The organism is Arthrobacter sp. JCM 19049, from assembly GCF_001310435.1.
The window spans coordinates 1-2,017 of record NZ_BAXF01000399.1 but is presented as its reverse complement, the minus strand read 5'-3'; the positions used below and the strand labels follow the sequence as shown (position 1 = coordinate 2,017).

3 protein-coding genes and 2 pseudogenes are annotated in these 2,017 nt (G+C 66.9%); 4 read left to right on the top strand and 1 reads right to left on the bottom strand.

Features of this window, described 5'->3' with window-relative positions; translation table 11 throughout:
- The 4 genes and pseudogenes from JCM19049_RS12665 to JCM19049_RS12655 all read left to right on the top strand — a co-directional run.
- A partial coding sequence (locus JCM19049_RS12665; RefSeq protein ID WP_279403150.1) for a histidine phosphatase family protein occupies nucleotides 1-222 on the top strand: 222 nt, incomplete at its 5' end.
- A 113-nt stretch (nucleotides 223-335) separates the two neighbouring features.
- Nucleotides 336-494: pseudogene (locus JCM19049_RS22695) on the top strand (RNA polymerase sigma factor); the annotation flags it as partial.
- Between the two features lie 161 nt (nucleotides 495-655).
- Nucleotides 656-832 (top strand): sigma factor-like helix-turn-helix DNA-binding protein, encoded by a 177-nt coding sequence (locus tag JCM19049_RS22690; protein WP_306420802.1) that lies wholly within the window; start codon nucleotides 656-658, stop codon nucleotides 830-832.
- Between the two features lie 181 nt (nucleotides 833-1,013).
- Nucleotides 1,014-1,469 (top strand): methylated-DNA--[protein]-cysteine S-methyltransferase, encoded by a 456-nt coding sequence (locus JCM19049_RS12655; protein ID WP_306420801.1) that lies wholly within the window; start codon nucleotides 1,014-1,016, stop codon nucleotides 1,467-1,469.
- A 202-nt stretch (nucleotides 1,470-1,671) separates the two neighbouring features.
- On the opposite strand, the pseudogene JCM19049_RS20785 reads toward JCM19049_RS12655, so the two are convergent.
- Nucleotides 1,672-2,017 (bottom strand): annotated as a pseudogene (locus tag JCM19049_RS20785) (2Fe-2S iron-sulfur cluster-binding protein); the annotation flags it as partial.

Below are 2,017 nucleotides of genomic sequence, written 5' to 3'. Positions count from 1 at the left end.
CTGCGCCGGGCAGTGCCGGCCCTGCTCCAGCTGGCCGCCACCCACCCCCAGCGGCGCATCCTGTGTGTCAGCCACGGGGCGACCATGCGCATCATCCGCGATACCCTGCTCGGACGCCGCCTGCCCCAGGGCGTGGAGAACGGGGAAGTGGTGCCCCTGGACCTGGGCGAACTGCGCGAACTGGAACTGGCCCTGCGCGACGGTGACCCGGTCGTGGTCTAGAAACAGGGCCGGCCCCCACCGCCCGGTGGGTGGTCGCAGGAAATCCGGCCAAAGACCTCACGAAAAGCTGTCCCGCCACGTTTACATGGTGAGAGCCAATCACCAGGAGCACCATGAAGCAGCCATTCGAACAGATCGTGCAGGCCCACGGACTGAGCGTGTTGCGCGTGTGCCGCTCCCTGCTGGATGAACACCGCGCCAAGGACGCCTGGTCGGAAACCTTCCTGGCCGCCCTGCGGGCCTACCCGCAACTGGATCCGGATGCCAACGTCCAGGCTTGGCTGGTGCGCATCGCCCACCGCAAGGCCATCGATGAGCTGCGCCGGCACCGCGGCGAGGATCTGGAAACCGACCCCGCCGCACACGCCCCCTCGACGGAGGCCGGGCCAGAAGCCGGGCCGAAAACCTGGAGCTGTGGCAGCTGGTCAAGCAGTTGCCGGAAAAACAACGCTTGGTCGTTGCGTACCGCTATTTGGGTGGATTGGACTACCGGCAGATCTCCCAGATTCTTTCCGGAACCCCGGAAGCAGCGCGGCACGCCGCCGCCGACGGGATCAGCAATCTGCGACGCCGAATGGACGCCGGATCAGCAACTGGAGGAAAACCATGAGTCAGCTTGATGGCACCGCCCCGCTGAACACCCCGCCGACCGAGGTTGAGCAGCGCCTCCTGGCCAGCCTGCACGACCGGCTGGAGCAGGCCGCCCACCGGGAGAACCTTACCGACGCGGTGTACCGGATCGTGCAGTCACCCCTGGGCCCACTGTTGGTGGCCGCCACGGAGGTAGGCTGGTGCGGGTGGCCTTCGCCTCCGAGGAGCACGAGCGCGTGCTGGAACAGCTCAGCGAAAGCCTGGGCGCCCGGATCCTGCGCTCGCCGGGCGCATTGGACACCGCGGCCCGGCAGCTGGAGGAGTACTTCAGCGGCCACCGCACCAGCTTCACCCTGCCGCTGGATCTGCGGCTCTCCACCGAATTCCGGCGCCGGGTCCAGCTGGAACTGGGCCACATCGGTTACGGACACACCCTGAGCTACCGGCAAATGGCCGAACGCATCGGAAAGCCTGCGGCCGTACGGGCCGTGGGGTCGGCCTGCGCCACCAATCCGCTGCCCATTGTGCTGCCCTGCCACCGGGTGCTGCGTACCGATGGTTCGCTGGGCGGCTACCTGGGCGGGCTGCAGGCCAAGCGGATCCTGCTGCAGCTGGAAAACCCGAACGGCGCGCGGCAACCCTCCACCCTGTTCTAGCTCCCCATGCGACGCCCGGGGTGCCGGCGCTTGCGTGGGAGGGCGACCGCCGATTCCACGTGAAACAACCTTGAGAGGCTGATAGCGTCACCGACGTGGTGTGATAGAGGTTTGCGGCCACTGCGAGAGAATGTTCGACAAACGATTTCGTTTGCCATCCGACCCTGTTGTCCTCCCGCCAGGGTCGGGAGTACGGACCGGATCAGGCATCGATGACCAGGTCCGTGCTCGCGGTGGAGCAACAGGGCAGGAATTTTCCGGCTTCGATTTCCCGGGCCCGGATCCCGCCTGGTGGTTCATGTCCACCTCACCGGAGAGCTTGATGACCTTGCAGGAGCCGCACATGCCCTCCTGGCAGTTGGCCCGATGCGCACCCCGGCCTGTTTGGCGACCGGCAAAATCCGCTGGTCGGGTCGATGCGCACCTTCAGGCCGGACTTGAGGAAGGACATGGTCAAACTGCCTTCCCCGACGGTGGCAAACTCCTGGGGGTCCGTGGGCGGTGTGCCGCCAAGGTCCGGTGGCGGCCCGGGCGCCGCATCCGATGCG